Source organism: Stenotrophomonas sp. YJH_SMC_65, from assembly GCF_059369475.1.
This window is the reverse complement of the sequence record NZ_JCAFSR010000015.1, coordinates 25049-50169: the sequence shown is the minus strand read 5'-3', so window position 1 is coordinate 50169 and position 25121 is coordinate 25049. Positions and strand designations below refer to the sequence as shown.

Below are 25121 nucleotides of genomic sequence, written 5' to 3'. Positions count from 1 at the left end.
TGATTCTCCTTGTCGAACTCAGGAATGCCGGGCACCGGCGCTGATCGCCGAGGCCTCGCGGGCGCGCTGCCGCTGCTGGCGGCGCTCCTCGCTGAAGAAGGGATAGAACACGGTGATGAACAGCACGAACAGGAAGGCGTACTGCACGATGGTCCCCGACGAGCCGTAGATCGCCCACAGGCAGTACACGACGGTCAGGCTGGTCAGCGTCCAGAACGCACCGGTGTGGACCAGGGTGTGCGAACGCTCGACCACGAAGTAGCACGCCACGCACGAGTAGATGTAGGGCAGCAGGGTCAGCACCACGGCCGCCGACGTGATCACGTCGAACTGGGCCGACGCGGTTTCCGAGGTGGAAGTCACCAGCACCGCCAGGGTCATCAGCACCGCCACGATCAGCACGCCCTTGACCGGCACGTCGTCCTTGTTGGTCTTGCTGAAGATGCTCGGGAACAGGCCGTCATCCGACGCTGCCTTGGCACTCTGCGCGGTCAGCAGGATCCAGCCACCCAGCGAGCCGGCGGCACCGATGAAGGCGCACAGGCTGACCAGCGCGCCGCCCCAGCCACCGACCGCCTTGGCCGCCGCCAGCGCGAACGGTGCGTCGGACACCTGCAGTTCCGCGTTCGGCACCATGCCCATGATCACCGACGAACTGGCGATGTAGGCGATGGCAGCCAGGAACACGCCGGCCAGCGTCGCGCGGGCGACGTTCTTCTCCGGATTTTCGACCACACCGGCAGTCACCGATGCAGACTCGACGCCGATGAAGGCCCACAGGGTCAGTGCCGCGGCGCTCGAGATCGCACCGAAGTTCGACTCGCCAGACACGTTGTAGGCGCCCTTGAAGATGTCGGCATCGAAGAAGAACCAGCCGAAAATGGCGATGCCCAGGATCGGCACCAACGCAAAGCTGGTGGTGACCGTCTGCACGCGGCTGACGAAGGCCGGACCGATCACGTTGGCAAAGCTCAGTGCCCACACCAGCACCAGCACCGCGATGCAACGCACCAGCGGCTCGGACAGGATCGGGAAGAAATAGCTGAAATAGCCCACCGCCGCGATCGGAATGGCGACGTTGCCGATCCAGTTGGCGAACCAGTAGATGGTGTTGGTCTGGAAGCCCATGTACGGCCCGAACCAGTCGCGCGCGTAGGCATAGGGACCGCCCGCCTTGGGTGCGAGCTTGCCCAGCTTGGCGAACACGAAGGCCAGCAGCAGCGCACCGGCGGTGGTGATCAGCCAGCCCCAGATCGAGGCGGTACCGATCTTGGCCAGGCTGGACGGCAACAGGAACACGCCTGAGCCCATCATGTTGCCGGCGACGAGGAAGGTGGCTCCGACCACCCCGATTTTCTTTGCTTCTGCCATGACGATCTCCGGTACTGGCATGAGCCCGGCAGCACCGGGCGTGGGGACGGTTACGCTGGCGTACGACCGCTGGCGTCTATTTGATGAAGTTGTATTGCAGGCTGCCCTGCACCCGGACCGTGTCGCCGCGTGCGCCGCCCTGCTGTTCCAGCCGGCCGTACAGCAGCTCCATGCCCATCGTCCAGGACGGCGCCGGGCTCCAGATCAGGTTGAACACGCCGTAGCGGCTCTGCCGGAATGCATCAGCGGCGAGTGCGGCGTTGCGCTCCAGGGTCAGCTGGCCAAAGATCATGTTGGAGCGCCACAGCGCGGACCAGTAATGGGTGTAGCCGACGAAACCGCCGTGCAGGTCCAACGCGGCGAGGCGGCCATCGGCACCGACCACTGCGTCCAGTCCGGAGCCGGTCAGGTCGGCGGTGTAGCGACTGAGGCCGCGCCCGCCGAGTACGCCGAACAGCAGCAGGTCGCGCTCGCCCACTGACGCCGAGCCGCTCAGCTGCAGGCCACCGGCCATGCGCCGGTCGCGCTCGCCATCGCCGTCGTAGGCCAGGCTGCGTGCCACCGCGCCCAGCTGCAGGTGGCCCCAGTCGCGCTCCAGGCGCGCGGTCACGGTCACATCGGGCAGGCGGTTGACTGCCGTGCGAGCATCGCTGGCGCCGGCGAGTTCAGTCTTCGGGTCTTCAGCAGCGACGGTCAGGGTGTTGCCCTTGCCTATCGCAAAACTGTGGTGGATGCCCGCCACCAGCAGGTATCCGGCGCCGCCCGGCCCGGCGAAGTCAAGCGTATCGGGCAGGCTGTCCGGGTCCATGAAGCTGGAGTAGCCATAGCCGGCATAGGTGTTGCCAAGCTGTCCATAGGCGTGTCGCAGGCGGAACTCATACCCCTCACTGCTGCCGTAGAAATCGTTCTCCAGGTAGAAACGCAGGTTGCCGTGCGTGGTCGGGCGCCGCGCCTCGAAGCTGAAGCGGGTCTGCTTGGCATGGATGTTGAAATTGGAGACATCGCGATGGCTGCCACCCACCGGCATCGACGACGGAATGAACTGATCTTCGTCACCGGCCGCACGCGAATCGGCAATCGCATCGAGCTTGGCGTAGCCGCCAATGCGGATCACCGTATCGGTGCCGGGAATGGTGAAGAAGCCTTTCAGATCGGGGTCGGTCGGACCGGCTGCGCTGTCGGGACGCGACGCCGCCGTTGAGGGATCGGCCACCGATTCGCGCTGCGGCAGCACCGGTTGCGCCACGCCCGGCACCTGGGTCGGGTGCAGCATGCTGGCGCTGCCGCCCGCCGTTGCTGCCGGGGTCGGGGCCTGCGCCACGGCGGCAGGCGCTGAGCCCTCGCGCTGCTCAAGCCGATCCAGGCGCTGCTGCATGCCTTCCAATGCCTGGCGCATGGCAGCGATTTCCTGCCGCAACGCCTGCGCATCTTCCTGGCCATGCTGCTGCGCATACGCTGGCGCGATCGCCAGTGCGGTCGAACAGGCCAGACTCAGTACAGCCAAGCGCATTGCATCCTCCCTGGACAAACACTCGCAGCGCGCTGGCCGGATACAGGCGCACAGTGCCCTGGCCTCGCGTTGCCGTTGCTGGAAATGCGGATACTGCGTTGACGACACCGGCCAGCCTGCATCCGGCAGGCAACAGGACGATGACACTGCCCTGCCCGCACCGGTGTCGAGTCCATCAAGGCCGCGCTGCCAGAGAGGTGGCGACCGCAGCGGTCTGGGTAACAATCGGGGAGTGAGAGTGTCGTGAATGGCTGTGCCGACCGCCCTGGTTCAAGGCATGTCTGGCGCGGCATCCATGGCGCGTTGACGCTGTATTCCATGCGTCAACAGGCTAATCCGCCTGTCGTTTTTGACCTTGATTGGAATCAAGGCGCGATGCTTGATGTCAGTCACGATTCAGATGTGACGACGAACAGCTGCTGCGCAGCCCTGCTGCCCTCTCCGCCCGCCGCAGGAGCGCCGAAATGCAACAGGCCCGCATGCTGCCATGCGGGCCTGTCGGTTACATCACGACGTTGGCGGCGATCAGCGCGGACCCAGCACCGTCTGCAGGTCGGCGCCCTGCGGCAGGCCCGCGCGACGCTGCACCTGCCCTTGTGCATCCTGGAACAGGATGCCCGGCGTGCCCTGGAAGCCCATCTCGATCATCAGGACCTGGTTGGCATCAAGCTTGCCTGCGATCTCGCGACTGATGCTCGGTAGCGCCTTGATGCCGCCACGGTCGAACTGGTGCTCATTCTCCAGCAGCGCCGCGCTCGGATCACGCGCCGCGAGGATGGCGGCGGCCTTGGCCGGGCTGTCCTCGCGGATCACGCCAACCATGATGTGGCGCAACTGCACCTTGCCGGCGTCAACCCACGGACGCGCCGCTTCCCAGAACTTGTGGCAGTACGGGCAGTTGGCATCGCTGAAGGTATAGACCACACGCGGTGCATCGGCCTTGCCGTCACGCACCCAGGCGCTGGCTTCCAGCTTGGTCCACATCTTGGCCGACATCGGTGCAGCGACCAGCTTCTCCACCGCCTCGGCGGCCACATCGTTGCCTTCGGCATCGAACAGGCTGCCCACCAGCACATGCTTGCCGTCGGCGGTCACGTACGCGGCGGCGGGCTGCTGCCCCCCCACCACGCCGGCGAAGCCACGCAGGCCACCCGGTGCATCAAACTCGGCAACGACTTCGAAGCCGTGCTTCTCGATGCCTTTCAGCACTGCGGGACGGTCACCCTTGGCCGCGGTGGCCGGAGCGCCGGCGGCCGGCGCTGCCGCCGTCTTGCCCGGCGGGGTCTGGGCCTGGCTGCAGGCGGCCAATGCCAGCATGACCGGCAGCAACAGCACCGCCGGAGCGATGCGCAGGGAAGTCGACAACATGGGAACTCCGTAATGAGATGCCCGCGCAGGCTACCGCAGCCGGCGCAGTTTGTGTTCAAGACCCGCGGCCGTCAGTTCGCCAAGGTGCAGTTCACGCAGGCGACCTTCGGCGTCGAAGAACAGCGTCGACGGATAGGCCTGCACACCCAGCACGGTTGACGCCGAGGCGGTATCGTCCAGCAGCACATTGCCCAGCCGGAGCTGTTCGGATGCAATGAAACCCTTCACTTCGTCCAGGGTTTCCCCCTGGTTGAGGAACACGAACTGCACGTCGGTGTGGGTCTGCTGTGCGGATGCCAGCACCGGCATCTCGCGCCGGCAGGGCCCACACCAGCTGGCCCAGAGATTCAGCACCAGTGGCTTGCCCCGGAACTGCTGCAGGTCGATCACGCGCCCCTGCAGATCGGCCACCTGCACCGCCGGCAGCGGCATCCGCTGCTCCTGCCAGGCTGACAGCAGGTGGCTGCCCACCACCCACGACACCACGCCCACCAGTGCGCCCGCCAGCACCGGCGCACGCAACGCGCGCCAGAGCCGCAGCCGCCAGGTGCCCCACGCCAGGCCCGCAGCCAGCACGACTGCAAGGTGATACCCACCGTCGGCGATCTGCAGGATGCTCCACGGGGCCTCACGGTAAAGCGCGAAGTTCAAGGCGACGAAGCTGATGCGTCCGCACAGCAGGCCGATCAGCAACATGTCCAGAACCAGGCTGGCCGCGGAAGGCACTGCCATCCCGTCTTTCCGACGCGGCCACAGGCGTGCTACCGCCATGGCCAGCAGCACGCACATCAGGATCAACACCACCGGCATCGGTACCGGTCCCACACTCGACATCAGCCCACCGGCCCCATCATCCGTTACCTGCATGGTCGAAGCGTCGCGCCCAGGTTGCAAGCGCGACGCCTACTGCAGGCATCAGGCCACGCTGCGCGGCATCTGCATGCCGGGCGCCGGTTGCAGCCCGCGCAGGCTGCCTGCCACCGATGACAACAGCGGCCGCTCGCGCCGCTTGTTGTGGACCAGCCGGCGATAGTTGGCCGGCGTCATTCCAACAATGCGCAGGAACAGACGACGGAATGCGCTCTGGTCGGCATAGCCCACGCCCCAGGCCACTTCATCGATGCCCGCCCCCTGCTGCAACAGCGTCTGCGCCTTGGCGATACGCAACCGCTGGCAATACTCGATCGGGCGCAGGCCGGTGGCCTTCAGGAAGCGCCGCTGCAGGGTGCGCGGCTCCAGCCCGGAAATCTCACAGATCGCACCGAGCGTGGCGCCGCGCGCAGCGGTGGTATGCAGCCAGCGTTGCGCCTTCAGTACGTCGCGATCGCCGTGGGCGAAGTTGGCACTGAAACGCTCGAGATCCTGCTGGATCGCCGCCGGAACCGTGATCCCCAGCTGCTGCGCCACGGAACTCGCCACGCCCTGGCCGTGCAGCCGGTACAGCAGGCGCAGGGCGAGGAAGCGCCAGGCCTGGGAACCGGCCACCGTCAGCAGGTCGCCGTCATCGACCAGCGCGCGCTCGCTGGGTACCCAGCTGGCCGACTGCCCCTGCAGGCCCGGATGGCGCCCGAGGTCCGGACCACTGACGGTGCGCCCAGCCAGCAGACCGGCGCGTGCCAGCATGCTGACACCGTCGCTGGCGGCAGCCAGCAGACTGCCACCGTCGTAATGCGCGCGCAGCCAATCCAGCAGCACCTCATCGGCGCGCAGGCAGACGCCCTGGCTGATCTGGCCAGGCACGGCGATCACGGCGGGGATGTCCGCCTCGAGCATCTCCGCGCCGGCAATGCGATGCACGCCGGTCTGGCTGGCCGGCACGATCCAGCGGGTCACCAGGACACGCTTGAACGGACGGCGCTGCTGCTGGGCAAGCCGGTTGGCGACATGTGCCATCTCGGTCAGCACGGAGGCGGCCGACGGGTCGCCTCCTGGGTATTCGACCACCGCGACCTCGACGAATCCTTCGTTCCTGAATCCTTCCACAGACCATCTCCTCGGTTCGTTGCAGGCCGTCCAGCGGCCGGTTCAGGCGCAGGGTAGGAACTGCCACGACGGTGGGGCTATGAAGAAAGTTGCAAAGTGCGCTGAATGCGCCGTCAGCGACGAGACCTTGACCCTAGACCAGACTCAAGGCTTCACAATGAGCGGCAGCATCCGCAGGAATCCGCCATGAACATTGGTCAACTGGCACGCCGGGCCGGCGTGCCGATCGATACGGTGCGCTACTACGAACGCCAGCAGTTGCTGCCCACGGCGGCACGCTCGGCCGGGGGCTACCGCATCTTCGGTGAGCAGGACCTGCGCCGGCTGCGCTTCATCCGCCGCGCCAAGACGCTGGGCTTCAGCCTGGAAGAAATCGCCGAACTGCTGGCGCTCAGTGACCGCCACTCACAGGACATGGGCAGTGTGCGCGACACGGCGCAGGCCCGGCTGCAGGACATTGCACAACGCATGGCCGAACTGCAGCGCATGCACACCGCGCTTTCTCAGCTGGTCGACGCCTGCCCCGGCCACGGCACGCTGGATCAGTGCCCGATCCTGGCGGCGCTGACCGACGACGCGGCATAGCAACGCGCGTGAAGAAAAGTGCAACAAATGCTTGCCAACCCCCGGGGGCAAGGCTATTATTTCGCTCCTCAGCGACGTGGGGCCATAGCTCAGCTGGGAGAGCGCCTGCATGGCATGCAGGAGGTCAGCGGTTCGATCCCGCTTGGCTCCACCAATCTTTCGGCATTAGGCCGTCGAAAGGTCGCTAAAGAACATTGATGAGAATTGCGTCCCCATCGTCTAGAGGCCTAGGACATCACCCTTTCACGGTGGCGACCGGGGTTCGAATCCCCGTGGGGACGCCACTCATCACGAACAACGAGGACCCGGCCGATAACCGGGTCTTTTTTGTTCACCGCCTACCGGCATTCAGGTTGTGGCGTTGCGGTTCCCCTGCCCTCGTGGCGACGGTCGAACCGGAACGAAAAAAGTTCAAAAAAAACTTCCACAAACGTGAACACGCAGGTATGATAGGCGGCTCGGTAACACGGGGCCATAGCTCAGCTGGGAGAGCGCCTGCATGGCATGCAGGAGGTCAGCGGTTCGATCCCGCTTGGCTCCACCACTTTCGACATTAGGCCGTCGAAGGTTCTACAACTTGAAGTTTTTCGTGCGTCCCCATCGTCTAGAGGCCTAGGACATCACCCTTTCACGGTGGCGACCGGGGTTCGAATCCCCGTGGGGACGCCAGTTTCAAAACGGACTCTGCTCCCGGCAGATCATCCGGAGTTTCATGGGGCCATAGCTCAGCTGGGAGAGCGCCTGCATGGCATGCAGGAGGTCAGCGGTTCGATCCCGCTTGGCTCCACCACTTCGACATTAGGCCGTCGAAGGTTCTACAACTTGAAGTTTTCGTGCGTCCCCATCGTCTAGAGGCCTAGGACATCACCCTTTCACGGTGGCGACCGGGGTTCGAATCCCCGTGGGGACGCCAATTCTTGAAAACCCCGACTCCGATCGGGGTTTTTCTTTGCCTGTGATTCCTGGGAAGGCCCTATCCACGCATGGTGTGGATGGCTTCACCCCGATTACGGCTCAGAACCGCCGATACATCCCGATCGATGCCGGTGCCGTGGGCGCGAAACCAAACTGTGCGTACAACCGATGCGCCTCGCCATCGGCCAGCAGGCTGACGTACGCCGATGGCGGCAGGTTGGCCTGCATCCAGCCATCCAGGCGCCGCATCACTTCCTTGCCCAGGCCCTGCCCCTGCAACCGCGGCAGCACCGCGATATCACAGACCTGCAGGTGGCAGCCGCCATCGCCGACGATACGGCCCATCGCCACCAGCTCAGTGCCCTGGTAGGCACACACGCCGAACAGCGTATTGGGCAGCGCGCGGGCGGCCGCTTCCCGGGCCTTGGCACTGAGGCCTGCAAGCACGCGCAACCGGCAGTAGTCCTCGACCGTGGGCACGGCTTCGCGGAACTGGCAGGTGATGGAATCAGTCATGCGGCATCTCCAGATGGGTCGGGCTATCCTGCCGCATCCACGTCGCAGCCGCTGCGACCCAGGCCCCCAGAGTCCCATGTGCTATTCCGCCCTGATCCGCGCTGACTACGCCAAGCTGGTACGCGAGTTCGGCGCCATCCTGTCGCTGGAGGAGTTCGCCGAACTGTACGCACACGATCCAGGCAAGAAGCGGCCGAAGACGCCGAAGGCGATGGATGACGGGTTCGCCGGTGCGCGTACCGAACAGGGCCGGGACATCGTGGCGAAGATCCAGCAATGGCATGCGCAGGAGCAGCAGGCGCTGGAGGCTGAACTGGTCCGGCAGCGCGAACGACGCGATATTGCCCATGCCACGCTGGCCACCCGGCCCACGCAGAAAGCGCGCAATGACCTGCGCGTGGCTGGCAACCGCATCGAGCGCGCGCAGGCCCGGCTGGACGACCTGCATCGGGTGCAGCTGCTGCCGCGCGACAACCGCATTTTCCCCGGCACCTACGCGCCGGTGATGGTCAGCGAGAACGGCCGGCGCGTGATCAAGCCGATGCGCTACCAGTGCCGGTTGCCGGACAAGCCGGCGCGCAACGACGTGCTGTACCCCGGCACCTACAACGCGCGGCGCGACAGCCTGGAAGGTTACTGGCGGGGTGCGTTCGGACTGCGCCACGGCGTGGTGGTGGTGCAGGCTTTCTACGAGCACGTGCCCCGCCACGCCATCGCCGGCCGCAGCCTCGGTGCCGACGAAAAGGAGCAGGACGTGGTGCTCGAATTCCGCCCCGATCCACCCCGCGACCTGCTGCTGGCCTGCCTCTGGGCGGAATGGGAAGGACCGGAAGGCCGCCTGCTTTCGTTTGCCACGATCACCGACACACCGCCCAGCGACGTCGCCGCTGCCGGGCATGACCGCGGCGTGGTACCGATCCGCAGGGAACACCTGGACGCCTGGCTCAACCCCGAACCGGATGATCTGGCGCGCCAGTACCGCATCCTCGATGACCGCGAGGAAATCCGTTACGTGTACGAGGAAGCGGGCTGAGCGCCGGACGCGAATGAAAAACCGCGCGTGGGCAGGGCTCCTGGATCAGGGGTTGCCGCCGCGCATCGCAGACGTGAGGATTCAGCCCCCGCAGCTTCCCCCTGCCGGTGCGTGGCGAGCGGCTCAGGCCTTGGCGCTGGAGCGTCCCACCGCACGCGCCAGCGCCCGCGACAGATCGGCCGACAGGTACGGCTTGACCAGCAACAGGCCGGCCAGCATCGGCGCAGGCAGCTGCTCGGCCAGCATCCCGGTGGCCAGCACGAACGGAATGCCACGCGCCGAAAGCGCTGCAGCCACTGGCTCACTGGTCTCGTTGCGGGCCAGCCGGTAATCCAGCAGGGCCACGTCAGGAGTGCTCTGCTCCAGCAGCCGCAGGGCCTCGGACACACTCGCGGCAAGCCCGACCACAGTCGCACCGGCATGCACCAGCTGCATCTGCAGCAGGGCCGCACTCATCTCGTCGTTCTCGACCACCAGCACCCTCAGGTCCTGCAACACTGTCATCAGCTACCGCTCCTGGAGGCAATTGCACGTCGGGAGTATAGCTACCAAGGGGCCAATGCCGACAGGAACCGCCCTGATAGGCTCTCCTACTAGGCATCTCCTGCCGACCTCGGTTACACTCGCACGCTGCCTGCCGGTGTGGCGGAATGGTATACGCAGCTGACTCAAAATCAGCCGGGGGTGACCCCATGAAGGTTCGAGTCCTTTCACCGGCACCACTGCATCAAAGGCCAGGTCCATGACCTGGCCTTTTGCATTTCCCGGACCGGAGCGCCGACACTGGCGAGGATGCCCCAGCATGCCCCTCCCACGCTCGCCGACATACTGCGCGCCCATCGCCACGTGCGGGGGCAGCCCCGCGACTTCTGGACGTACGCCCACGGCAACGCCGTCGTGTCACCCCGATGAAACGAAAATGTGACAGCCGACAAGGTTGCGAATAGCACTAGCGCACACTTTTCTTGCCAGCCTCACCTACTTCTGCCTATCGTGATCCCAGCCGGATCTGGGGGCGGGGGAATGCATGACGTTGCGTGCGGCACTGTTTTTCATGGTCACGCACGCGCTCGTCATTGCCTTGATCGGCCCGCAGGACCCGGTTGGCTCCTACCTGATGCTGATCACCGCCCCCCTTCTGGCCGCTCTGGCCTGCGTGCGACGCGCGCGCGACAGCCAGGCGGCCTGCAAGTGGCGAACGCTGGGCGCTGCCGTCGGCCTGTTCTCGCTGGCCCTGCTGGCCCTGCTGTATCGCAATGTGGCCGGCCTCAGCCCTGCGCAGATGACCGCCTCGTCGCTGATCCTGTATGTGTTCTACCGGATTCCGCTGACCTACGTTGCCGCCAGCCCAGGCGGCGGCAACCGCTGTATCCGTGCGGTGGACCTGGCGGTCATCGCGCTGCTGTGGTTGCTGTACTTCGTGCATACGCGGGCGATGGCACACCTCAACACCGCATTGTGGACGCAATGCCTGCACACCCTGAGCAACGTGCAGAACAGCCTGGTGTTCTGCTTCGCGCTGATCCGCTTCCTGGCCGAGGACAATGCCGACCGCCGCGACTTCTTCCGCACGTTGACGATCTACGCGCTCGGCTACTTCCTGATGGCGCTCTACATCAATACCTGGCAGCCGCAGGTACCCGATGGTGGCTGGGGCGACCTGCTGATCAGCGGGCTGTTCGTGCTGCTGGCAGTGCTGGCCGGCAGCACGTACCGCCCACCGGCGGTGGCTGTGCCGCGCAACCTCCGCCGCATCGTCGATGCCGGCGTGCCGCTGATGCTGCCGTTGCTGCTGATGATGGTGGCGCTGCTGGTGGCACGCCTGCAGCCGACCCTGGCCACCGTGGGGTTCATCGGTGCCATGCTCGGCCATGCCCTGCGCAGCGTGCTCACCCAGGTGCAGATCCAGCGTGAGCGCGACGAGCTGGCGCTGCTGGCCCGGCGCGATCCGTTGACCGGGCTCGGCAACCGGCGCAACTTCGATGAAGCGCTCGGCAGCGCGCACGGCCGCGCCCGTCGCCAGGGCGTGGGGCTGGCGGTGCTGATGATCGATATCGACCACTTCAAGCGACTCAACGACACCTACGGGCATCCGGAAGGTGATCGCCGCCTGCAGGCGGTCGCCGCGATCCTCGACGGCTGCCTGCAACGCGGTGATGACCTGCTGGCCCGCTACGGCGGCGAGGAGTTCATCGCCGCCCTGCCCGCGCCCGACATCGGCCACGCCCTGGGCCTGGGCGAGCGCCTGCGCGCCGCCGTGGAAGCCGCCGCCCTGCCCGCTGCCCAGGCCCACGTGACCATCAGCATCGGCGTGGCCTGGCAGGCCGCGCATGATGAGGGTGACCCGCGCAGCCTGGTCGAGCGTGCCGACCAGGCCCTGTACCGGGCCAAGCATGCCGGCCGCAACTGCGTGCACGCCGCCCCGGCCGTCGAGGCCGGGGAACAACACGCCGACCGCCGCGCCTAGACCGCGCGCAGCACCGCCGCACCATGCATGTGCCCCGCCCCACCCTGCACGCGGAAGCTGGCCACCGTCTGCAGCAGCTGCGCCGACTGTTCTTCCATGCTGCGCGCCGCGGCCGAAGCTTCCTCGACCAGCGCGGCGTTCTGCTGGGTGCCCTGGTCGATCAGATCGACGGCATGGTTCATCTGCTGGATGTCGTCGCTCTGCTGCTGCGCGGCCGTGCTGATCTCGGACATCAGGTCGCTGACCCGGCGCACGTTGACCACGATCTCGTCCATGGTGCGGCCGGCGCTCTCAACCTGCGCGGTACCGGCACCGACATTGGCCACCGACGCATCGATCAGCTGCTTGATCTCCTTGGCGGCACTGGCCGAGCGCTGCGACAGTTCCCGGATCTCGGTGGCGACCACGGCGAAGCCACGCCCGTGTTCGCCCGCACGCGCGGCTTCCACCGCGGCGTTCAGGGCAAGGATGTTGGTCTGGAAGGCGATGCCGTCGATCACGCCGATGATGTCGACGATGCGGCGCGAGGACGCGTTGATCACCGCCATGGTTTCCACCACTTCGTGCACTACGTTACCGCCGCGCGCGGCGACATCGGCGGCACCACCAGCCAGCTGACTGGCCTGCCGTGCGTTGGTCGCGGTGCGCTGCACGGTCTCGGCCAGGCCCTTCATCGACACCGCGGTCTCCTCCAGCGACGCTGCCTGCTGCTCGGTGCGCTGCGACAGATCGCTGTTGCCCTGCGCGATCTCGGTGGCACCGACGGCGATGGTGTCAGCGGCGAACTTGATCTGGCCGATGATCGCGGCCATCGCCTCGACCAGCGAATTCACCCCTTCGCACAGCTCGGCGATCGGCCCGGTCTTGTCGGCGGTGGCCACGCGCCGGGTCAGGTCGCCCTCCTTGGCGGCCGCCACCACTTCACGGGTCTGCGCCACGGCACGCTGCATGGCCTGGTTCTCATGCACCTGCGCGGTGATGTCGGTGGCGTACTTGACCACCTTGAACGGCTTCCCGTTGAGGTCCAGGATCGGGTTGTAGGACGCCTGGATCCAGACCTCGCGTCCGCCCTTGCCGAGGCGCCGGTACTGGCCGGCATCATATTCGCCACGGCCGAGCTTTTCCCAGAACTGCCGATACTCGGCACTGCTGCGATACTCAGGTTCGACGAACAGCGAGTGGTGCTGGCCACGCACATCATCCAGGCTGTAACCGGTGGCAGCCAGGAAGTTGTCGTTGGCCGACAGGATGCGGCCATCCATGCTGAACTCGATCACCGCCTGCGACTTGTCGATCGCCGCCAGCTGGCCGGCCGAGTCGGCCGCCTGCAGCTTCTGCGCAGTGATGTCAGTGGCGAACTTGACCACCTTGTACGGACGCCCCTGTCGGTCCAGCACCGGGTTGTACGAGGCCTGGATCCAGATCTCGCGCTGGTTCTTGCCAAAACGCCGGTACTGGCCCGCGTCATATTCGCCACGACCCAGCCGCGCCCAGAAGTCACGGTATCCGGCGCTGCGCGCCTGCTCGGGGTCGACGAACAGGGAATGATGCTTGCCCTGGATCTCCTCCAGCCGGTAACCCATCGCCTGCAGGAAGTTGTCGTTGGCCTGCAGGATGGTGCCATCAAGGGCGAACTCGATGACCGCCTGGACCCGGTGCAGCGCCGCGACCTGCGCCTCCAGCTCGGCACGGCCATCGGCCGCCGCCTCGACGCCGCTGCGGTGCTGCGGTGCCAGCGCGCCCAGCAGGGCGCGCCACGGCGACCAACGGGTATGCAGCTCGGCCGGCGCCTGCGCGCCCGCCGTAAAGCCTGGAATGAGCATTGTCTGATCCTCGGTGTCCGGTAAGCGGTTGCGACCCGACGGGCGGGATGCCCGGCGGCAACTTCAGTTGCTTGGGACTACAGGTACCGGCAGGCACCCCTCGAGCGGCTGGCAAGAACGTCTGGTGCGGGTGCGATCGGCATAGGGAGCGGCGGAACACACAGCGCGGGCCGCCCGTCGGGGGCAGCCTGGGGTCCTGCAGCGGGCGACTTGAGCGGGATCCAGAGGGAATATCGGCGATGCGATCGGTGGCTTTAGCCGGATTCCGCGACGTCCGTCGCATCTTCAGATGCTGCTGCAGGGATGCGGTAGACAATCGCGATGCACTTCACATTCTGCTCACGCGCGACAGGGGCACCGCCGAGCGGTTTCGCCAGGCGCCGGCTGGGCAGGTTCTGCTCGGCACCGGGTGTCGTCAGGGCATATGTCGCGCGTTGTCGCCGTCACTGGGCATAGCCTTGCCCGGCACGCGGATGCAGTTCAAGCGGAAAAGGTTTGCATGACCAACGGGAGATCCGATGGCAGATGAAACTGGCCAGCATGCAGCGAACCGCAGGACGCTCACTGACACGGAGATCGCATGTTCCCACGCCTGGCCAGTTTCCTCATCCTGGGCCTGTGCAGCAGCGGCGCCTTCGCTGCCGACGCCACCTACCGCCCCAGCTTCCATCCCGACCAGCTGAAGGGCCCGCCTGCCGGGCGCCCGAACGAAGTGCTGGTACTGGGCACCACCCACTTGTCCGGCCTGCCCAAGTCCTTCCAGCCCGCCTTGCTTGAACCGTTGCTGCAGCGACTGGTCGCCTGGAAGCCCGAGCTGATCGCCACCGAAGACCTGTCAGGCCTGCAGTGCGATTTCATGCGTCGCTACCCGGCACGCTATGCGGAGAGCGTGGCCACCTACTGCTTCGACACCACCGCTGCGCAGGCTGCGACCGGACTGGACGTGCCTACGGCGAACACCCAGGCCGAGCACCTGCTTGCGACCTGGCCGGACGAGCCGACGCCCGCCCAGCGTCGTCGGCTCGCAGCATTGTTCCTGGCAGCGGGTGAACGCGGCTCGGCGCAGGTGCAGTGGCTGCGCCTGCCTGCGTCCGAGCGCAAAGGCGGTGATGGACTGACACCTGCCTTGGTCGAGATCCTCGAAAAAGGCCTGGTTCGCCGCAATGAAACCCACCTGATCGCCGCCGAGGTCGCCGCCCGCCTCGGGCAGGAACGCCTGTGGGCCGTGGACGACCACACGGCCGATTCGCCCACGCCCGCCGAGGATGAAGCGGCGGCCAGCGCGGCCATCACCGGTGCCTGGAACAATACGCACTCGCGCGCGCGGCGGGAGGCCGATGAACGCCTCGTGGCCGATCTGGACAAGCCCGCCGGTGTCATGGCGCTGTATCGGGACTACAACAGCCCGGCGGCGGCGATGGCCGCCTACCAGAGCGACTTCGGCGCGACGCTCGTCGAGCCGTCCTCCAAGGCGTTCGGCCGGATGTACGTCGGTTACTGGGAAACCCGCAACCTGCGCATGGTCGCCAACATCCGCGACGTGCTGAGCCAGCATCCTGGCAGACGCATGCTGGCCATCGTGGGTGCCTCGCACAAGGGCTACTACGAGGCCTACCTCAATCAGATGCATGACGTGCGGCTGGTCAGTGCGGACACGGTATTGCGTTGACGGGAACAGGTGCCGGCCATGCGCCGGCGCTATCCTGCAAGGCCCGATTCGCAGGTGCCGACATGCTGAAAGTGATCGCCGAGGATTTCATCCATCCCGATGCGGTGGACACCGTGCTTCCCCTGTACCGGGAGCTGGTCGCATGCACGCTGCGCGAGCCGCGCTGCCTCGGCTATGAACTGTTCGTCGACCAGAAGGATCCGGGCCACTTCATCTTCATCGAGCTGTGGCCCGACCGCGCCGCGCTCGACCTGCACTGTGCCAGCGAACACTTCCAGCGCCTTGTGCCACAGATCAATGCCTTCCAGTGTGCGCCGTGCCGGTTCCTGCTGATGGATGCCGTACGGGTGTAGTGCCTGCAGCGGGATGCACATGATCGCTGCGGCCATGCCGCCACAGCAACAGGCAGGCCGCAACCGTGCAGGACAGGCTCAGGACCAGCAGCGCGACTGCACCTTGCTGCAACACGGGCAACAACGCCCGTGCGTGCAGGTCGCCGCGCAGCTGTTCGGCGCGTAGACAGGCGGCCAGCGCCAGGCACCAGCCGATCAGGGCCGGAATGAACTTGCGTACCGCAACCGGGTTCCAGGCATTCATGGAGGTTACCTGCGTGAGTGGAGTGCGCGCAGTATTCGCGCGCGTCCTCTCACAGGCTGAGATCAGTCCTCCGCGGCGTCGGGATCGTCACCCGGAAGCTGGGACAACTCGCCCTGCACCTGCACGTTGTTGCGCCCCATCGCCTTGGCCCGGTAGCACTGGGCATCGGCCGCAGCCACCGCCTGGTCCACGCTCATGCCGCCGGCCAGCGGCGCGATACCGATGCTGGCACCGATCCGCAGCCGGTCCTGGTCCCACGGAATGGACAGCGCGGCCAGGGTGTGCAGCAGCTCGCCCCCGATGCGGGCCGCACGCCGCGGCGTGCAACCGGACAGGATGACCGCGAATTCGTCGCCGCCCAACCGTGCCACCACGTCCGAATCGCGCACGCCATGGCGCAGCACGCTGGCCACCGCCCACAGCACGGCATCGCCGGCCAGATGGCCCCAGGTGTCGTTGACCGGCTTGAAGCGGTCCAGATCGATGTACATCAGCGAGGCAGCCTGGCCGGTGCGCTCCACGCGGGTGATCGCCTGCTGCAGGTGTACCTCGAAACCGCGGCGGTTGCTCAGTTCGGTGAGCGGATCGATCTCGGCCAGGTGGCGGGCTTCGCGCTGGCGTGCCCGCTGCTGGGTGTCGTCGCGCAGCACCCACACCGCGCCGCGCACGTGGCCTTCGTCATCGCGCAGCCAGGCGCGGGTCAGGTCCACCGGCACCGTTGCCGTGCCCAGGCGCAGCAGCAGGTCGGCGTGCAGGTCCACCGCGTTGCTCTCCGGGTCCAGCAGCACCGTCACATCCAGTACCGAACCGGGCGCGTACTCGGTGGTCAGCGCCAGCACGTCCTGAACCTTGTGCCCGGCCAGCGACAATGCGCCATCACCGGCCAGGGTGCGCACCGCAGCCGCGTTGGCGTAGTCGATGCGGCCATCAAGGCTGACGCTGAGCACCAGGTCGGCCACCGCATCCAGCGTGATTCGGCTGCGTTGTTCACTCTCGAACAGGCGCTGCTCGCTGCTGCGCTGGGCGGTGATGTCCTGGATCTGCGACACGAAATGCAGCGGTTCGCCATGCTCGTTGCGCACCAGCGACACCGACAGCCGCGCCCAGATGATGCGGCCGTCGCGGTCGAGGTAGCGCTTTTCCAGGTGATAGTGGCTGCGTCGCCCGGCCAACAGGTCCTGTACCAGGGCCAGGTCGGTCTGCAGGTCATCGGGATGGGTCAGGCGCTGGAAATCGACCTGCAGCAGCTCTTCTCGCGGGTAGCCCAGTATCCGGCACAGCGCGTCGTTGACATCCAGCCAGCGTCCTTCCAGCGACACCAGTGCCATGCCCAGTGCGGCGGAGGTGAACGCGCCAGCGAACTTCTCTGCCGAAAGTCGTGCTTCGGCGCGTGCCTGCAGGATCTCGGTAATGTCGATGGCCATGCCGACGTAGCCGATGCGCGTTCCATCGGCACTCTCCATGCGGCTGATCGACAGGCGTACCTGGCGTGACTGGCCATCCTTGCGCAGCAGCGTCCACTGCCGCGAGTAGGTCTGCCCGTCGGCACGCGCGCTCAGCGCCTCGAACACGCCGGGAAGATTGCCATCAGCATCAGCCAGCGGCTGCAACCACGCTTTCAGTTCGGCTGGATCGTGGAAGGCGTCGAGCCGGCGCTGGCCGACCACCTCCGCCGCGCTGTAGCCCAGCAGGCGCTCCGCCCCCGTGTTGAACAGGGTGATGGTGCCATCGGTATCGGTGGCGATCACCGCCACCTCATCGGACGCATCGACCACGGCCTGCAGGCGCTGCCGGGTCTCGGCCGCGTCCTGCCTTGCCTGCTGCAGTTCGGTGACATCGGCATGGGCACCGGCCATCCACAGCGGCTTGCCCTGCCCGTCCCATTCAAAGACCCGGCCACGGTCCTGGATCCAGATCCACTGGCCGTTCCTGTGGCGCATGCGCAGCAGGCAGGCGTAGTTGTCGCTGCGCCCTTCGAAATGGTCGTCCAGCGCTGCATCGGACAGCGCAATGTCATCGGGATGGACCAGCTTCAGGAACGTCTTCTGGCAGATCGGTTCCAGCTCATCCAGGCGATAACCGACAATCTCGGCCCAGCGCGCATTGACCCGCATCTCGCCGGTCTGCACGTTCCATTCCCAGGTACCCGCAGCGGTACCGTCGATGATCATCGCCAGCCGGCGACGCTCTTCAGCCAACGCCTGCAGGCGGCGCTCCAGCAGTCCATTGCCGTGGGTGCCCTGGCCCGGCATCACTCCGGTCCCCTGCCGGCACGGGCAGGCGCCGACCGCAGCGAAGCACTGCGGCCTGCAACGAAGACGGCGGGTCGTGCTGGCGTCATGGTCCTCCCCAGCGACAGCGGGGAGGCCAAACGCCCCCCTCAGGCGCAAGTGTGCGCAATCACGGGGAAAACCGACAAGTCCCCCGACCCGGATCAACCGTGACGGGGGGCACGATCCTCAGCTGCGCTTGGCCCGGGCAAAGGCTTCGGCCAGGGCATTGTTGGCCGGCGGCGCAGACTGGGCCGGACGGCCGCCAGCGCCCTGGCCGCGGTTCGGTCCACGGTTCTGGCCGCCAGCGTCACGGCGCGGCCCTTGGCCCTGGCCCCGCTCATCGCGCTGGCCCGGGCGGCTGGTGGCCTGGCCCGGGGTATCGTCCAGGCGCCGGGTCAGGGCGATGCGCTTGCGCGCCACGTCCACCTCCAGCACCTTCACCTTGACGATGTCACCGGCCTTGACCACGTCGCGCGGGTCCTTCACGAAGGTATCGGCGAGCGCCGAGATGTGGATCAGGCCGTCCTGGTGCACGCCGATATCGACAAAGGCCCCGAAGGCGGCCACGTTGCTGACCACGCCCTCCAGCACCATGCCCTCGCGCAGGTCCTTGATGTCCTCGACGCCCTCGGCGAAGCGCGCCGCCTTGAACTCCGGGCGCGGGTCGCGGCCCGGCTTTTCCAGTTCCTTTAGGATGTCGCGCACGGTCGGGACGCCAAAGGTGTCGTCGGTGAACTGTTCTGCCTTCAGGCCACGCAGGAAGCTGCCGTCACCGATCAGCGCCTTGATCGGGCGCGCGGTGCTGGCCACGATGCGCTCAACCACCGGATAGGCTTCGGGGTGTACCGCCGAGGCGTCCAGCGGCTGGTCGCCATCGGCGATGCGCAGGAAGCCGGCGCACTGCTCGAAGGTCTTCTCGCCCAGGCGCGCGACCTTCAGCAGGTCCTTGCGGCGCTTGAACGGGCCGTTGTCGTCGCGATGGCGCACGATGTTCTCGGCCACCGTGGCCGACAGGCCGGACACCCGGGACAGCAGCGCGGCCGAGGCGGTGTTGACATACACGCCGACCGCGTTCACGCAGTCCTCCACGCGCGCGTCCAGCGCCCGCGCCAGGCGGTACTGGTCCACGTCGTGCTGGTACTGGCCGACACCGATCGCCTTGGGTTCGATCTTGACCAGTTCGGCCAGCGGGTCCTGCAGGCGACGAGCGATCGATACCGCGCCACGCAGCGACACGTCCAGCCCCGGGAACTCCTTGGCCGCGAACTCGGAGGCCGAGTACACCGAGGCGCCCGCCTCGCTGACCACGACCTTCTGCAGCTTCGGGTTGGCGGCAGCCTTGATCGCTTCGCCGGCCAGCTTGTCGGTTTCGCGGCTGGCGGTGCCATTGCCGATCGCGATCAGCTCCACGTTGTGCTTGGCGCACAGCTGCTTGATCGTCTGCACCGACTGCTCCCACTGGCGGCGCGGTTCGTGCGGGTAGATGGTGTCGGTGGCGACCAGCTTGCCGGTGGCATCGACCACGGCGATCTTGCAGCCAGTACGGATGCCGGGGTCCAGGCCCAGCACAGTCTTCGGGCCGGCCGGTGCGGCCAGCAGCAGGTCCTTCAGGTTGTCGCCGAACACCGCGATGGCTTCGGCTTCGGCCTTTTCGCGGGCCTGGTTGAACAGGTCCAGCAGAAGATGGGTGTGCAGCTTGGCGCGCCAGGTCAGGCGGCAGGCATCCAGCAGCCAGCGGTCGGCGGCACGCCCCCGGTCGGCGATGCCGGCCTTGCGTGCCACCCGACCCTCGGCGTACTGGTGGCCCGCTTCGGCATCGCTGCCCGGGTCCAGTTCCAGGAACAGGATCTCTTCGCGGCGCGCGCGGAACAGCGCCAGCAACCGGTGCGAGGGAATCTTCGCCAGAGATTCGGCATGTTCGAAATAGTCGCGGTACTTGGCGCCTTCGGTTTCCTTGCCCTCGGCCACGCGGGCACGGATCACGCCGGTCTCGCCCAGCCAGGTGCGCAGCTCGCCAACCAACGCGGCATCTTCGCCCCAGCGCTCCATCAGGATCGCGCGGGCGCCTTCCAGCGCGGCCTTGGTGTCGGCCACACCCCTGTCGGTATCGACGAAGGTGGCCGCGAACGTCTGCGGGTCCTGCGTCGGATCGGCCAGCAGGCCATCGGCCAGCGGCTCCAGACCGGCCTCGCGGGCGATCTGGGCGCGGGTACGTCGCTTGGGCTTGTAAGGCAGGTACAGGTCTTCCAGCCGGCTCTTGGTATCGGCGGCCAGGATGTCATTGCGCAGCTCGTCGCTGAGCTTGCCCTGCTCGCCGATGCTGGCCAGCACCGCCGCACGGCGGTCCTCCAGCTCGCGCAGGTAGGTCAGCCGGGTTTCCAGGCTGCGCAGCTGGGTGTCGTCCAGGCCACCGGTCACTTCCTTGCGGTAGCGCGCGATGAACGGAACGCTGGCGCCCTCGTCGAGCAGGCCGACGGCGGCGCGTACCTGGGCGGACTGGGCACCGATCTCGTCGGCGATGGTCTGGGCGATCTGCTGGGCGAGCGCGCTCTGGGCGTTCTTGGCGTCGTGCATTGCTTCAGGTCTGAGCCGCGTTACGGGAAGAGCCCATTCTGGCAACCGACGACGGAGCCGGACAAGGCATTGACAGGGGACGGGGTTCAGCGGCGTAGCCGGAGTGGACGCCGGCATCCTGGCAAAGAGCGGGCCCGGACTGGCCCGGGGCTGGGATGCCGGCGCGGGCGCGCGATGGTGGGCGCGCCCTGCCGCGTGTTGCGAAGGTCAGCGGTAGTGGCGGGCAGCGCGCTGCATGACGATCTCGTCACGCATGCCTTCCAGGGCCATCAGGCGGACCTTGCCGACACCCTGCAGTTCCATGAACCGCTCCGTGTAGAACTCCGGCCCCAGCGCGGTGTCGGCGCGGGATTTGCTGAAGCCGTAGGGCACCACGCCCTTCTCGCCATCCTTGCTACCACCGACATAAAGAACGATTGCCATGTGATGTATTCCTCCAAATTGCTACTGCGTACTGCACTCGATGAGCGATGCTGCGAGCTCATCGGGGGAGAGCTTACCGCGTCGAACCTGACTGGAACGTCACGAAGGCTAATGACGATCGGTTGCATGCAGATGACTGCGGGATCGCAGCAGAATGCTTACGGATCCTTAACTTCCGGCTAACGATCCGTGGGGGATTCCCGCCAACGGCGCAGCCCCTCGTGGGTGGTCGTGTAACGCGTTTCATGTGATTGGGCCGCGCACCCACCTCGCCCGGCCCCTGACAGTTTTTCGGGCACGTCCAGCCACGGAAAAGAAAAAAGAAGACCAAAAGCAAAAGCGGAATGGCCGGCTCGCTTCTTGTAGAGCCGAGCTCACGCTCGGCTGCTTTCCGGCCAGTCCGCGAAGCCGAGCGCAGGCTCGGCTCTACACAAGCAAGCGCAGCGCGCGACCCGCTTTTGCTGTTCTTTATCTCTTCTGTGGCTGGACGCGCACGGAATCTGTCAGCGGCCGGGTGGGTGGGGGTGGCGGGGTATCCGCGGCATGGGTCGGGCGCATGCGCCCGACGGGTTGGGCAGGACGCCCAACCCCGGTCTTGCCGTGTGCGCAGGACAGCGCACACGTGCAAGCCGCGGCCAAGCCCCCCATGGATGGGTTCACGGCGTCCCCGCTGGCCCCACCCACCCGGCCAGCCCCCAGGAAGCAGGCATTCCGCGACCAAGCCACGAGGGGCGGCGTCGTTGGCTGGAAACTACGGCCACCAGCCGTGCCCGAACCGGGCGAAATGATCGGCCGCCCGCTCGAACGGATTGCGCGCACTCACCCCGCCACACAGCAGGTACACCGGCAGGTACAGCGGCCCCAGCACCATGTACTGGTAGACATGCGCACGCTCATGGTCGTCCAGCCGGATCAGCGGCTCCACGCCCCACCCCGCCTGATGCGCGTAGGTCCGGCAGGAAATGCCAAGATCGTGGCCCGTGTGCAGGATCACATTGCCCAAGGTGATCGCCCCACCCGGCCCCCACGGCCAGCGGTCGAACACCAGCGCGCAGTCACGCCCGCTCCAGCGCAATGTCGCGCCGCCGAGCATGCCGGCCAACCCACCCATCAGGCCGATCAGGGTGTTGGGCAGGGTCCACACCGCGCCCAGCACCTGCAGCGCGCGCAGCCAGATCGGCCAAGGCCGGGAGGCGGTGTTCAATCGGCCTCGTTCGGCATCAGCAGCCACAGGATCAGGTAGACCAGGATGCCGGGGAAGGCCGCCGAGGCCAGCGACAGCAGCACGTAGACCACCCGCAGGAGGGTGGCATTCCAGCCGAAGCGATGGGCAATGCCACCCATCACGCCGGCGATCATGCGGTCGTTCAATGAACGCGACAGTGTCTTGGGCGTGGTGTTCATGGCGGCGGCTCCGGGCAACGGACAGGGCAGTCGAGCGTGGCTCGACTCTACACCCTGCCCATGTCTACGGCGTGCGGTGACGCAGCGCCTGCAGGCGCGCACCGAACCAGGTGGCTGCGGTCTGTTCAGGCTGCCCCGGGCACTGGATGCGATAGGGTTTGCCGCTCATGCTGCTCTGGCTGGCGGCGCGCTCGATGAACTGCTCGGCGCTGTCCACCATGTCCTTCTTCAGCAGATAGTCGTACTTGCGCTGCAGATGCGCGCGCGCATCGCCGCCGTCGTACCAGCTGCCATTGCGCTGGAACCGGCACTGGGAGCCGTCCAGGCTGGCGATCAACTGGGCGATCTCCCGCCGTGCATCCGCACTGGGTGCGGCCTGGGCAAGGGGCGCTGCCAGCAGTACCGCAAGAATCAACAAAACCCGGTACGTCATCATCCCTCCAAGTCAGTCGAGCAGGGCTCGACTCTACAGGTCGCGCGCCTTCAGCCAACCATCGATCGTGGCCGGCACTTCGCGCTGCGCGCGCCCGGACACGTAGATGCCGATATGGCCACCGCGGAAGCTGGACTCGGTGTAGTCGTCCGTGCCCAGGCGCCCGCGCATCGCGCGCGAGGCGTCCGGCGGCACCAGATGATCCTGCTCGGCGTAGATGTTCAGCACCGGCAGCGTCACCTGCGACAGGTCCACTGCTTCCTCGCCGATCCTTACCGTGCCCTTCATCAGGCCATTGGCCTGGTAGAACTGCTTGATGAAATCGCGGAACGCCTCGCCCGCCAGGTCCGGCGAATCGAAGATCCACTTCTCCATGCGCAGGAAGTCCTCCAGCGCCGCCTTGTCATCGAGGATGTCGAGCAGGCCGACGTACTTCTGCACGTTCAGGCGGAACGGCTTGAGCATCAGGTAGCTGGCGTTCATCAGGTCGGCCGGGATGTTGCCCAGCGTATCGACCAGCAGGTCCACGTCCACCTGCCGCGCCCAGTGCGAGAGCATGTTGTCGGCGGTCTGGAAATCGACCGGGGTGACCATGGTGATCAGCTTGCCCAGCTTCTGTTGGCGCAACGCTGCGTAGCACAGCGCGAACACGCCGCCCTGGCAGATGCCGAGCAGGTCGACCGGGCCACCACTGCGCACGCGCAGCGCATCGACCGCTCCGTCGATGTAGCGCAGCAGGTAGTCCTCCAGGGTCTGGAAGCGTTCGGACCGGTCCGGGTAGCCCCAGTCCAGCACGTACACGTCCTGGCCCAGCGCCAGCAGCTTCTGCACCAGCGAACGGTCGGCCTGCAGGTCGACCATGTACGGCCGGTTGACCAGCGCGTAGACGATCAGCAGCGGCGTGCGCCGGGTCGGCGCCTGCTCACCGACGAAGCGATACAGCACCACCTTGCCGTCGCGCCAGACTTCCTCGCGCGCGGTCACGCCATAGTCCACGTCTTCCACCTGCGGCAGCAGCTTCAGCCCTTCCATCAGCTTGCGCTGCATGGCCAGGCTCTCCTGCATCAGGTCATCGGCGTTGAAGCCCAATGGTCCCTTCATCGGTCACGCGCCCGAGCGGAAGCGCGAGGTGCGGCCTTCTTCGCAGATGTCTTCTTTGCAGATGTCCTCTTCGCAGGCGCCTTCTTTGCCGGCGCGGCCTTCTTCGCGGCCTTGCGCGCAGTTGGCTTCACCTTCGCCGGCGCCGGCTGCGCCACCGGATCGACCTCAGCGGTTCCAGCCAGCACAGCCACCTGCGCCTGCAGGCGGCGCAGGCTGCGCTCCAGCTCGGCGATGCGGCGGTGTGCGGCATCCATCTCGCTCCGGGTCGGCAGGCCGATCCGTTCACTCATCTGTTCCACCTCCCGCTGCAGGCCGGCGCGCAGGCGCATCTGCGCGTTGCCCAGCGAGGCGTACACCTGCTGGAACGGTTCGGACATGGCGACCTTGGCGTAGGCCTCCTCGGCAACTTCGATCCACAGGTCGAACATCGCGCGGGCGCTGGTCAGCTGGCTGCCGGGCTGTTCGTGCTCGGCCAGGCGCTGCTCGAACAGCGCAAAGGCTTCGTCCAGTGCCTGCTTGATCTGATCGACATAGGCGCGCGAATGCTGCTGGTATTCCTCCTGCGCACGCAGCAGGGCCTGCCAGCGCGCCTGGTGCTCGCGGCCGGGGCCGAATGCCGGGCTCTGCAGCCACGGGCCCGCCTGCAGCTGGAACTGCTGCAGCCAGGCGGCGAATTCGGGTATCGCGGCGCCGGCGTGCGTGCTGCCACGGGCGCCCTGCAGCATCCACTGGAGCATGCCGTCGCCCTGCCCCTGCACCGCCTCGCGCCAGGCCTGGGCCACATCGGCACTGCTGGCGTCGCGGCCCGCAAACCGCGCGGCGACCTCCTGCATGGTGCCGTACCAGCTGCCCGCCTGTTCGCGGAACCGGCGCACGGCATCTTCCGGCGCGCCCTGCGCCTGCTCGGGCAACAGCTGGCCCCACCAGTCGAACAACCGCTGCCAACTGCCGGGATCGTCACCGGCGGGTGCGCCGGGCGTGCTCGCATGGCGCAGGGCATCGCCCCAGGCGCCGAAATACTGCCGGGCCAGGGTTTCGAAATCGCTGCTGCCGGTGTCGTGGGCCGAGCTGGTCAT

Annotated in this window: 22 protein-coding genes and 7 tRNA genes; 13 read left to right on the top strand and 16 right to left on the bottom strand. The window is 66.8% G+C overall.

The features are described from left to right. Positions 1-18 precede the first annotated feature (18 nt). From adiC to AC5P7A_RS20475, 5 genes are all read right to left on the bottom strand, one after another. The gene (adiC, locus tag AC5P7A_RS20495; RefSeq protein ID WP_021204506.1) at positions 19-1371 is read right to left on the bottom strand and encodes an arginine/agmatine antiporter; all 1353 of its coding nucleotides are present in this window, start codon (positions 1369-1371) and stop codon (positions 19-21) included. Between the two features lie 76 nt (positions 1372-1447). Further along, on the bottom strand, positions 1448-2881 hold the full coding sequence (locus AC5P7A_RS20490; RefSeq protein WP_495220553.1) for a DcaP family trimeric outer membrane transporter: 1434 nt from the start codon (positions 2879-2881) through the stop codon (positions 1448-1450). Positions 2882-3406: 525 nt separating this feature from the next. Beyond that, on the bottom strand, positions 3407-4249 hold the full coding sequence (gene dsbG / locus AC5P7A_RS20485; RefSeq protein ID WP_032957294.1) for a thiol:disulfide interchange protein DsbG: 843 nt from the start codon (positions 4247-4249) through the stop codon (positions 3407-3409). A 30-nt stretch (positions 4250-4279) separates the two neighbouring features. Then, positions 4280-5083, bottom strand: coding sequence for a redoxin family protein (locus AC5P7A_RS20480; protein WP_032957295.1), 804 nt, complete (start codon positions 5081-5083; stop codon positions 4280-4282). 81 nt (positions 5084-5164) lie between these two features. Then, positions 5165-6232: a GlxA family transcriptional regulator gene (locus AC5P7A_RS20475; RefSeq protein ID WP_180834939.1), complete on the bottom strand. Its 1068-nt coding sequence runs from the start codon at positions 6230-6232 to the stop codon at positions 5165-5167. A 186-nt stretch (positions 6233-6418) separates the two neighbouring features. Here AC5P7A_RS20475 and AC5P7A_RS20470 point away from each other — a divergent pair, with 186 nt between their 5' ends. The 7 genes from AC5P7A_RS20470 to AC5P7A_RS20440 all read left to right on the top strand — a co-directional run bounded on the left by AC5P7A_RS20470 (position 6419) and on the right by AC5P7A_RS20440 (position 7730). Continuing rightward, on the top strand, positions 6419-6817 hold the full coding sequence (locus AC5P7A_RS20470; protein WP_014647531.1) for a heavy metal-responsive transcriptional regulator: 399 nt from the start codon (positions 6419-6421) through the stop codon (positions 6815-6817). A gap of 78 nt (positions 6818-6895) precedes the next feature. Beyond that, a tRNA-Ala gene (locus AC5P7A_RS20465) sits at positions 6896-6971 on the top strand. Between the two features lie 54 nt (positions 6972-7025). Then, a tRNA-Glu gene (locus AC5P7A_RS20460) sits at positions 7026-7101 on the top strand. A gap of 184 nt (positions 7102-7285) precedes the next feature. Continuing rightward, positions 7286-7361 (top strand) — tRNA-Ala (locus tag AC5P7A_RS20455). Between the two features lie 49 nt (positions 7362-7410). Continuing rightward, positions 7411-7486, top strand: a tRNA-Glu gene (locus AC5P7A_RS20450). A gap of 45 nt (positions 7487-7531) precedes the next feature. After that, positions 7532-7607, top strand: a tRNA-Ala gene (locus AC5P7A_RS20445). Between the two features lie 47 nt (positions 7608-7654). After that, positions 7655-7730 (top strand) — tRNA-Glu (locus tag AC5P7A_RS20440). A gap of 101 nt (positions 7731-7831) precedes the next feature. On the opposite strand, the gene AC5P7A_RS20435 is transcribed toward AC5P7A_RS20440, so the two are convergent. Then, the gene (locus tag AC5P7A_RS20435; protein WP_014647532.1) at positions 7832-8248 is read right to left on the bottom strand and encodes a GNAT family N-acetyltransferase; all 417 of its coding nucleotides are present in this window, start codon (positions 8246-8248) and stop codon (positions 7832-7834) included. A gap of 76 nt (positions 8249-8324) precedes the next feature. Between AC5P7A_RS20435 and AC5P7A_RS20430 the strand changes: the two genes are divergently transcribed. Further along, positions 8325-9281, top strand: coding sequence for an SOS response-associated peptidase family protein (locus tag AC5P7A_RS20430; protein ID WP_049404942.1), 957 nt, complete (start codon positions 8325-8327; stop codon positions 9279-9281). Positions 9282-9404: 123 nt separating this feature from the next. Here AC5P7A_RS20430 and AC5P7A_RS20425 read toward each other — a convergent pair whose 3' ends face one another. Further along, positions 9405-9785, bottom strand: a complete 381-nt coding sequence (locus tag AC5P7A_RS20425) for a response regulator (protein WP_032957303.1) — start codon at positions 9783-9785, stop codon at positions 9405-9407. A gap of 132 nt (positions 9786-9917) precedes the next feature. On the opposite strand from AC5P7A_RS20425, the gene AC5P7A_RS20420 reads away from it, so the two are divergent. Then, positions 9918-10003, top strand: a tRNA-Leu gene (locus AC5P7A_RS20420). 305 nt (positions 10004-10308) lie between these two features. Next, the gene (locus AC5P7A_RS20415) at positions 10309-11748 is read left to right on the top strand and encodes a GGDEF domain-containing protein (RefSeq protein WP_014647535.1); all 1440 of its coding nucleotides are present in this window, start codon (positions 10309-10311) and stop codon (positions 11746-11748) included. Here AC5P7A_RS20415 and AC5P7A_RS20410 read toward each other — a convergent pair. Beyond that, complete coding sequence (locus AC5P7A_RS20410; protein WP_495220552.1) at positions 11745-13571, bottom strand: methyl-accepting chemotaxis protein; 1827 nt, start codon at positions 13569-13571, stop codon at positions 11745-11747. The two genes, AC5P7A_RS20415 and AC5P7A_RS20410, sit on opposite strands and share 4 nt — an antisense overlap. A gap of 580 nt (positions 13572-14151) precedes the next feature. On the opposite strand from AC5P7A_RS20410, the gene AC5P7A_RS20405 reads away from it, so the two are divergent. The 3 genes from AC5P7A_RS20405 (at position 14152) to AC5P7A_RS20395 (ending at position 15759) form a co-directional block, all read left to right on the top strand. Beyond that, entirely contained in the window at positions 14152-15240 is a 1089-nt protein-coding gene (locus AC5P7A_RS20405; protein ID WP_495220551.1) for a DUF5694 domain-containing protein, read from the top strand. Between the two features lie 62 nt (positions 15241-15302). Further along, entirely contained in the window at positions 15303-15593 is a 291-nt protein-coding gene (locus AC5P7A_RS20400) for a putative quinol monooxygenase (protein ID WP_046431272.1), read from the top strand. Positions 15594-15612: 19 nt separating this feature from the next. Continuing rightward, on the top strand, positions 15613-15759 hold the full coding sequence (locus AC5P7A_RS20395; RefSeq protein ID WP_153643295.1) for a hypothetical protein: 147 nt from the start codon (positions 15613-15615) through the stop codon (positions 15757-15759). Positions 15760-15899: 140 nt separating this feature from the next. Here the strand turns inward: AC5P7A_RS20395 and AC5P7A_RS20390 are convergent, their stop codons facing one another. The 8 genes from AC5P7A_RS20390 to phaE form a co-directional block, all read right to left on the bottom strand. Beyond that, complete coding sequence (locus AC5P7A_RS20390; RefSeq protein WP_014647539.1) at positions 15900-18089, bottom strand: PAS domain S-box protein; 2190 nt, start codon at positions 18087-18089, stop codon at positions 15900-15902. A gap of 207 nt (positions 18090-18296) precedes the next feature. After that, positions 18297-20684 (bottom strand): Tex family protein, encoded by a 2388-nt coding sequence (locus AC5P7A_RS20385; protein WP_495220550.1) that lies wholly within the window; start codon positions 20682-20684, stop codon positions 18297-18299. Between the two features lie 207 nt (positions 20685-20891). Beyond that, positions 20892-21107, bottom strand: coding sequence for a hypothetical protein (locus AC5P7A_RS20380; RefSeq protein WP_005410085.1), 216 nt, complete (start codon positions 21105-21107; stop codon positions 20892-20894). A gap of 751 nt (positions 21108-21858) precedes the next feature. Beyond that, on the bottom strand, positions 21859-22311 hold the full coding sequence (locus tag AC5P7A_RS20375) for a hypothetical protein (RefSeq protein WP_169412771.1): 453 nt from the start codon (positions 22309-22311) through the stop codon (positions 21859-21861). Then, on the bottom strand, positions 22308-22511 hold the full coding sequence (locus AC5P7A_RS20370) for a PspC domain-containing protein (protein WP_014647543.1): 204 nt from the start codon (positions 22509-22511) through the stop codon (positions 22308-22310). The genes AC5P7A_RS20375 and AC5P7A_RS20370 overlap by 4 nt, the downstream gene beginning before the upstream one ends. 64 nt (positions 22512-22575) lie before the next feature. Next, positions 22576-22944 (bottom strand): YfeK family protein, encoded by a 369-nt coding sequence (locus AC5P7A_RS20365; RefSeq protein WP_014647544.1) that lies wholly within the window; start codon positions 22942-22944, stop codon positions 22576-22578. A gap of 33 nt (positions 22945-22977) precedes the next feature. Beyond that, a complete protein-coding gene (phaC, locus tag AC5P7A_RS20360) occupies positions 22978-24045 on the bottom strand; it encodes a class III poly(R)-hydroxyalkanoic acid synthase subunit PhaC (protein ID WP_046431281.1) in 1068 nt (355 codons plus the stop codon). Continuing rightward, positions 24042-25121: a class III poly(R)-hydroxyalkanoic acid synthase subunit PhaE gene (gene phaE / locus AC5P7A_RS20355; RefSeq protein ID WP_495220549.1), complete on the bottom strand. Its 1080-nt coding sequence runs from the start codon at positions 25119-25121 to the stop codon at positions 24042-24044. The genes phaC and phaE overlap by 4 nt, the downstream gene beginning before the upstream one ends.

Excerpts from the sequence above, each read along its gene's own strand:
- adiC (WP_021204506.1), bottom strand. The coding sequence starts at position 1,371 with ATGGCAGAAGCAAAGAAAATCGGGGTGGTCGGAGCCACCTTCCTCGTC.
- AC5P7A_RS20490 (WP_495220553.1), bottom strand. The coding sequence starts at position 2,881 with ATGCGCTTGGCTGTACTGAGTCTGGCCTGTTCGACCGCACTGGCGATC.
- dsbG (WP_032957294.1), bottom strand. The coding sequence starts at position 4,249 with ATGTTGTCGACTTCCCTGCGCATCGCTCCGGCGGTGCTGTTGCTGCCG.
- AC5P7A_RS20480 (WP_032957295.1), bottom strand. The coding sequence starts at position 5,083 with ATGTCGAGTGTGGGACCGGTACCGATGCCGGTGGTGTTGATCCTGATG.
- AC5P7A_RS20470 (WP_014647531.1), top strand. The coding sequence starts at position 6,419 with ATGAACATTGGTCAACTGGCACGCCGGGCCGGCGTGCCGATCGATACG.
- AC5P7A_RS20435 (WP_014647532.1), bottom strand. The coding sequence starts at position 8,248 with ATGACTGATTCCATCACCTGCCAGTTCCGCGAAGCCGTGCCCACGGTC.
- AC5P7A_RS20430 (WP_049404942.1), top strand. The coding sequence starts at position 8,325 with ATGTGCTATTCCGCCCTGATCCGCGCTGACTACGCCAAGCTGGTACGC.
- AC5P7A_RS20425 (WP_032957303.1), bottom strand. The coding sequence starts at position 9,785 with ATGACAGTGTTGCAGGACCTGAGGGTGCTGGTGGTCGAGAACGACGAG.
- AC5P7A_RS20415 (WP_014647535.1), top strand. The coding sequence starts at position 10,309 with ATGACGTTGCGTGCGGCACTGTTTTTCATGGTCACGCACGCGCTCGTC.
- AC5P7A_RS20410 (WP_495220552.1), bottom strand. The coding sequence starts at position 13,571 with ATGCTCATTCCAGGCTTTACGGCGGGCGCGCAGGCGCCGGCCGAGCTG.
- AC5P7A_RS20405 (WP_495220551.1), top strand. The coding sequence starts at position 14,152 with ATGTTCCCACGCCTGGCCAGTTTCCTCATCCTGGGCCTGTGCAGCAGC.
- AC5P7A_RS20400 (WP_046431272.1), top strand. The coding sequence starts at position 15,303 with ATGCTGAAAGTGATCGCCGAGGATTTCATCCATCCCGATGCGGTGGAC.
- AC5P7A_RS20395 (WP_153643295.1), top strand. The coding sequence starts at position 15,613 with ATGATCGCTGCGGCCATGCCGCCACAGCAACAGGCAGGCCGCAACCGT.
- AC5P7A_RS20390 (WP_014647539.1), bottom strand. The coding sequence starts at position 18,089 with ATGCCGGGCCAGGGCACCCACGGCAATGGACTGCTGGAGCGCCGCCTG.
- AC5P7A_RS20385 (WP_495220550.1), bottom strand. The coding sequence starts at position 20,684 with ATGCACGACGCCAAGAACGCCCAGAGCGCGCTCGCCCAGCAGATCGCC.
- AC5P7A_RS20380 (WP_005410085.1), bottom strand. The coding sequence starts at position 21,107 with ATGGCAATCGTTCTTTATGTCGGTGGTAGCAAGGATGGCGAGAAGGGC.
- AC5P7A_RS20370 (WP_014647543.1), bottom strand. The coding sequence starts at position 22,511 with ATGAACACCACGCCCAAGACACTGTCGCGTTCATTGAACGACCGCATG.
- AC5P7A_RS20365 (WP_014647544.1), bottom strand. The coding sequence starts at position 22,944 with ATGACGTACCGGGTTTTGTTGATTCTTGCGGTACTGCTGGCAGCGCCC.
- phaC (WP_046431281.1), bottom strand. The coding sequence starts at position 24,045 with ATGAAGGGACCATTGGGCTTCAACGCCGATGACCTGATGCAGGAGAGC.
- phaE (WP_495220549.1), bottom strand. The coding sequence starts at position 25,121 with ATGACCAGCTCGGCCCACGACACCGGCAGCAGCGATTTCGAAACCCTG.